At 57.2% G+C, this 4,668-nt stretch carries 5 protein-coding genes and 1 pseudogene; 4 read left to right on the top strand and 2 right to left on the bottom strand.

The features are described 5' to 3' along the window. Together AC2VNM_RS02490 and AC2VNM_RS02485 are read right to left on the bottom strand one after the other, a co-directional pair. Positions 1-328: pseudogene (locus AC2VNM_RS02490) on the bottom strand (FUSC family protein); the annotation flags it as partial. Between the two features lie 547 nt (positions 329-875). Further along, positions 876-2,942 (bottom strand): flagellin N-terminal helical domain-containing protein, encoded by a 2,067-nt coding sequence (locus AC2VNM_RS02485; RefSeq protein ID WP_486912807.1) that lies wholly within the window; start codon positions 2,940-2,942, stop codon positions 876-878. Positions 2,943-3,107: 165 nt separating this feature from the next. On the opposite strand from AC2VNM_RS02485, the gene AC2VNM_RS02480 reads away from it, so the two are divergent. From AC2VNM_RS02480 to AC2VNM_RS02465, 4 genes are all read left to right on the top strand, one after another. Then, positions 3,108-3,347 carry a type IIL restriction-modification enzyme MmeI gene (locus AC2VNM_RS02480; RefSeq protein ID WP_483189875.1) on the top strand — a complete coding sequence of 80 codons (240 nt, stop codon included), beginning with the start codon at positions 3,108-3,110 and terminating at the stop codon, positions 3,345-3,347. Positions 3,348-3,486: 139 nt separating this feature from the next. Then, positions 3,487-3,699 (top strand): AbrB/MazE/SpoVT family DNA-binding domain-containing protein, encoded by a 213-nt coding sequence (locus AC2VNM_RS02475; RefSeq protein WP_483165344.1) that lies wholly within the window; start codon positions 3,487-3,489, stop codon positions 3,697-3,699. Further along, on the top strand, positions 3,699-4,100 hold the full coding sequence (locus AC2VNM_RS02470) for a PIN domain-containing protein (protein WP_483189876.1): 402 nt from the start codon (positions 3,699-3,701) through the stop codon (positions 4,098-4,100). Before AC2VNM_RS02475 ends, AC2VNM_RS02470 begins: the two co-directional genes overlap by 1 nt. 29 nt (positions 4,101-4,129) lie before the next feature. Continuing rightward, entirely contained in the window at positions 4,130-4,498 is a 369-nt protein-coding gene (locus tag AC2VNM_RS02465) for a hypothetical protein (RefSeq protein ID WP_483189877.1), read from the top strand. Positions 4,499-4,668: the final 170 nt, after the last annotated feature.

Here is a 4,668-nt window from a genome sequence, read left to right as displayed (position 1 = left end):
CCAGTGCGAGCATTTTCTGCGGGAAGTACAGCAGATACAGCAAGGCAGCAACGGCTCCGATCACAGTAGAACTGAGCGTCGACCAGAAACTCGCTCGCGTGTCTGCCCAATGGTCCTTGAAGACAGTGAGCACGGTAACGGCAGACCAGAGGGCACCAATCACTGTTGCTGTGACGTGTGTGGGTACCAGCTGATCCAAGCCGTAGCCCAGAAGGTATCCAGCCAGCACCAGACCCGTCAAAGTCAGGCTGTGTACATATGGCCCTTTGTGATGGAGCTTTCGTCCTGCGTCGGTAAGTTGCTCCCTGGCTTGGGGGAGAAGATTCATACGGTAACCCTCTGCGGCTTGCTGCCCCCATCGTAGCGGAACAGGCACTGCCGCACGACCGGTTAGGGCTAGATCTGGCCTCACACCAACTTTTCCTGGAGAGATGGCGTCGTGCTGCTCTTGATTCCTTCTTGCTCGTGGATGTTACGTTCCGCGATAAATCAGGCGTTTTGTTCCAGCTAGTTGAGGCCGAACAGGCGGGGTTGTCCCAGGGGGTTTTGGGAAGATTCTCGGATCCAGGAGATACCGTCTTGGCCGAAATTATGCAACCTTGAATTCAGGATCGAAGGGTTTTCCGGATTTGAGCACGCCGAAGGCTGGGAGTACATGCGCGTGCTGTGCCGCATGGTGGCCGCCGAGTCAGTGGGAGACGAGTGCACCGTTCCGCCCGCGGTGGGGCGCAGACGGTGCACCGGTGACCACGACGTCCGGGGCCCATTCATCTAATCGCTAGCGCAAGGCCGATCGCGCAAGGGCGCGCGAAAAGGCTTACTGAGCACGGCGATTCTCCTTGCTCAAGCGCTGAGCAAAGCGTTGCTGTGCTGCCTTACGGCAGGAGCTTGAGATAGGCTTTCTGCAGGCTTCCTTCCTGCACCAGTGTGGAGATACCCGCCTTTTGCAGGATCTGATACATGGTCAGCTGGGAGGTCGCCTTGGCCAGGTTGGCGTCCTCGACCACAGACCTCGCGGACTCGAGGTTGGCATTTTCCGTTTGTGCATTCAAAGAGCTTTTCTGTATGCGAGTCTGTACCGCGCCCAGAGTACCGGATTGCTCGGTGAGGTACTGGATGGCCTGATCGATGGTCAGGATGCTGCGTTGCGCATTCTCCGCCGTCCCTACGTCGATGGTAGACAGGGCACCTTGTTCTACCCCGGTTGCCTGACTGGAATAGCCGAGGATGTGGGCATTGGTGATCGCATAGGATTGCGGCGAGGCGAACTGCACTACGCCCTGAATGAGTGCGGCTCCCGAGTTGCTGTCGATCGGGTTCCCCACGGGATAGCCGCTGACATTGAGTGCCTGCAATGAACCCGTACTGCCGGCTGCCAGACCAGCTTGGGCAACAGTTGCTCGCCCCGCTATCACGATATTCTCCCCCTGCGATTGCGTCAGCACCAAACGCGCTGCGCCATCGCGCATCACCGTTGACGCAGCGATGCCGGTCACTGCCGTCTTTTGGTTGATGGCGCCTACCAACTGACTGAGGTCGAGAGGATTGCCTCCCCCACCGCTGACCGTTGCCTGAATATTGACCTGATGAACAGGATTACTTTTGCTGCCATTGCTCAATACAAAGCTGTAGGACCCGGAACTTACGGAAAACATAACGCTGGTATTGGCCTGGGCCTTGACTCCAGTTTGCTCCGCGACGGCATTGATCGATTGGGCAATGGATGCGGCAGATTCCGACGGGGAAGTAATGTTCACCTTCGCCGCCCCGATCCCGCTGCGAATCTCGATGCTGGAAGGCGCGGGCACGAAATTTCCGTCTCCCTCACCGGCGCTGGAGTTGAGGAGAATGCCACCGGACGTGGCATAAGCACCACCGCGTCCCGACACGATCCCACCTGAAGCGGTCATCACCGCATTGGCAGTTGAGGCGTAAGCTTCTATGTATCCGGGCGCACCGGAGACGATTTGTACCGTCGCTCCGGATGCCGGGTATGGAACCACACTGACCACTTCGCCCGTGTGGTACAATGTCGGCGGAGCTACGAGCACTTGCCCACTCGTTATATATGTCCCACTGGTCGTCTCGCTAATCCCGGGATTGTTGCTGCCGTGGGGATAAATAACAGTACCGCTGACATAGTGGATAGTCGCACCGCTGGAAACCACGTATTTGGTATTGCTATCGATGGGGTAAGTCTGATTGAGAAGGGTGGTAGCGCTGAGGAGAGCGCCGCTACCCTCATTCAGGCCCACGACTGTCTCTGGAGAAACTGTCGTGAGCGTACCTCCCGAGGCGATCAGGATCCCACCAGACAGCGTGGCGTAGCTTTTGTCTGCCCCAACACTGATGGTGAAGGCCTGGCCGACGGCGAAGCCCTGATTGGTAATGGCACCGCTCAAGGTGTAGGTTCCCGCACCGGAAGAGGGTTGCGCCGGATAATTCCCCATGGCCGCACTTCGGGTATTGGCGATACTCACAGGAATGATTTGGTGGGCGTTGGGACCGACCTGGAAACTTTTCCCGGCAAAGGTACCGGTCAAGAGGTCTTGTCCGTTGAACTGGGTTTGCCCGGCGATGGTGTTCAGTTGGGATAGCAATTGGCTGACGCTAGCTTGTAAGGCCTCTCGATCACTGGTGGTATTGCTGGCATTGGCGGCCTGAACAGCGATGCTACGGATCTGCTGTAGCAGAGCGATCTGATTCGTCATGGCCCCCATGGCCGTTTGTGTGACCGAGGTGGCCTGATTGGCATTTTCGATGTTCTGCTGCAGGGCATCGATTTGCGTCGTCATCCGCTGGGAAATACTGTAACCCGCTGGGTTATCCTGCGGCCCATTGATCTGCTTGCCGGTGGATAATTGCGCAAGAGAAGTGTTGGTTCCCGACTGTAGCTTGCCCAAGCTGTCTATTGTCCGTAGGGCAGAAACGTCAGTGTTCACAATTCCAGTGATTGTCACCTCAATACCCCCAAGTAGGTCAATTTTACGGCAGCGACGGTGAGGTCTTGCCGGCGTGTGGCAAGAAAGTGTCGATTTTAGCGCCAGCAAGCCGTCTTCTGCTTGACGAAAGCATGTTTTATGCCAGGTAAGGTGAAGGCCCCATGATTGTCTACAACGCCTCGTTTGAGCGCTGTCCTTACGCGCTGCGCGGAGGATATTCCGCTCGCGCGGGAGTATCACTTCCCAGCGACCATCGCCGATCTTTATGCCCCGGACGCCATGCCCGATGACCTGCGCGCCGCCCATGATCGCAATGACGAAGTGCTGGAGCGCATCTATATTGGTCGGCGCTTTAAGAACGACACCGAGCGGCTGGAAAAGCTGTTTAGCTCTATACGAAGATGACGGCCGGTGCTGCGACTCCTGTGGCAAGTAAGAGCAAGGCGCGCAAGCGCCGCCGCGCGGGTGCGTGAGCGGTCTGGCCTTGTCGCCTGACGGTGGTTATTCTTACCAGAATTGTATCGTTATTTCAGGAGCATGAATCATGGCGGCCAGCGCGACTTTATCGAGCAAGTTTCAGATTTCTCTGCCCAAGGCGGTGCGTGAGGCGCAGCACTGGCAGGCCGGGCAGGAATTTGTGTTCATCCCCAAGGGCAAGGGCGTGTTGCTGATGCCGGTGCCAGAACTGACGGATTTGGCGGGTATTGCCGAGGGTGCCCACACCGACGCCGTGCGTGACCGTGAGGATCGTTATTGATGGCGGCAACGCCCTGTGTGGTTGATACCTCGGCTTGGATCGAGTGGTTGGTCGGTTCTGCGCTAGGCCAGCGCTTGCGCCCGCATTTTCCGGAAAAGGCAGAATGCCTTGTCCCCACCATCGTGCAGTTGGAACTTTCCAAATGGCTGGTGCGCGAGGTGGGTGAGGATGCTGCTGATTTGGTGATTGCCTACACGCAAAAATGCGTGGTGGTGCCGCTGGATACCGAGATTGCCCTGCTCGCGGCGGATTTGCACCGGGCACACCAGTTGGCCACCGCTGATGCCATCGTGTACGCCACGGCGCGGCACGCCGACGCAGGCTTGCTCACTTGCGACGCGCATTTTGACGGGCTCGCTGGTGTGTCATTATTCAGCAAAACCGAAGCGCCGCGCGATTAAGAGATTCGCTATGAATCAGGGTATCCCTAGTGATCGAGCGATTGTCGCAGGACTTGCGCTCGGCGTTTCCCGAGATGAAGGGGTTTTCGCCGCGTAATCTCAAGTACATGCGCGCTATACGCGCTGCGCCAGAACACGCAAGCGCTTGGCCTCTCCCGTGCCAGTTCGCGGGCTGGATGGGTGTGGGCAACGGTGTCTCGAAAGGAGCTGTCCTGGCTTCCGAGTGTCAGACATCCCGCTGGTTGCATTCTTCATCATCATTGCAGGAATTTGCTTTGATCCAGGGCGATCTGCTTGGCAGCCAATATCTGCCAAGCATTGCGCAGATGAAGCAGGAGAATGCCAAGGATCTCAAGGGACCGCGCGGCCGTGACACTCACAGCAGCGCTACGTCCTAGCGCTGCTCTGCATCTTGTACCAAGCTGTCTTGCCTTGGCTCTAGTTTGATGCCAAGCGTCTATTATGTGTCTACTAGCAAAGAAAATGGCACTTGAGCGATATGCCTAAGCGCCTGTTTTGACTGGTGCCGTTGAGGGGAATCGAACCTCTGACCTACTGATTACGAATT

This window comes from Acidithiobacillus sp. TH-A67 (assembly GCF_057473545.1).
The sequence above is the reverse complement of the archived record's forward strand: the minus strand, read 5'-3'. Positions and strand labels throughout refer to the sequence as shown.

Excerpts from the sequence above, each read along its gene's own strand:
- AC2VNM_RS02475 (WP_483165344.1), top strand. The coding sequence starts at position 3,487 with ATGGCGGCCAGCGCGACTTTATCGAGCAAGTTTCAGATTTCTCTGCCC.
- AC2VNM_RS02470 (WP_483189876.1), top strand. The coding sequence starts at position 3,699 with ATGGCGGCAACGCCCTGTGTGGTTGATACCTCGGCTTGGATCGAGTGG.